The organism is Bacteroides sp. LFL-34 (genome assembly GCF_027257075.1).
Lineage (GTDB): Bacteria > Bacteroidota > Bacteroidia > Bacteroidales > Bacteroidaceae > Bacteroides > Bacteroides ovatus.
On record NZ_JAPQKZ010000150.1, the window covers coordinates 1 to 802 of the forward strand.

Annotated in this window: 2 protein-coding genes; both read left to right on the forward strand. The window is 57.9% G+C overall.

Annotated elements, in window-relative coordinates; all coding sequences use genetic code 11:
- Positions 1 to 507, forward strand: a 507-nt coding sequence (locus N5O98_RS27315; protein WP_004310297.1) for a conjugal transfer protein TraO, incomplete at its 5' end; no start/stop codon positions are given.
- Between the two features lie 8 nt (positions 508 to 515).
- Positions 516 to 802 (forward strand): CHC2 zinc finger domain-containing protein (locus N5O98_RS27320; protein ID WP_269496280.1); only part of this gene is annotated, 287 nt, incomplete at its 3' end.

The window sequence follows — 802 nt, forward strand, 5'->3', positions numbered from 1 at the left end:
TGCCTGCCGAAGATGCAGGGCATCGAATTGAGAGCTAACCTTGTGGACGGTATGCGTTTAAGTGGCAACAATGGCGGTTACAGTTTCGGGGCGGCTCTCTCCACCTACACGAAGAACGGTAACAAGTGGGTGTTCGGTGGCGAATACCTCTTGAAGAACAACCCGTACAAGGATACCGCCATACCTGTGGCGCAGTTCACGGCGGAGGGCGGTTATTATTTCAAGATACTCTCCGACGCCCGTAAAATAGTGTTCGTCTATGCGGGGGCTTCGGCTCTCGCCGGATATGAGTCGGTGAATTGGGGCGAGAAAGTGCTGCATGACGGCTCCACGCTCCATGACCGGGACGCCTTCATCTACGGCGGTGCGCTGACGCTCGATGTGGAGTTTTACGTGGCTGACCGTATCGCCCTGCTCGCCAACCTCCGGGAGCGCCTGCTGTGGGGTGGCGACACACGGAAGTTCCATACGCAGTTCGGGGCGGGCGTCAAGATAATCATCAACTGACACGTCGCATGGAACGGACGGACATTGAGAATATGAGGCAGATACCCATTGCGGACTTTCTCGCACGGCTGGGACATGAGCCTGTCCGAAGGAGCGGAAACGAGCTGTGGTATCGTGCGCCATACCGCAGTGAACGCACGCCCTCCTTCCGTGTGAACGTGGCGAAACAGCTCTGGTACGACTTCGGCTTGGGCAAGGGCGGCGACATCTTCACGCTTGTCGGGGAGTTTACCCGAAGCGGGGATTTCATGGCGCAGGCGAGATTCATAGCGGAAACCGCCCGTATGCCGCTTGC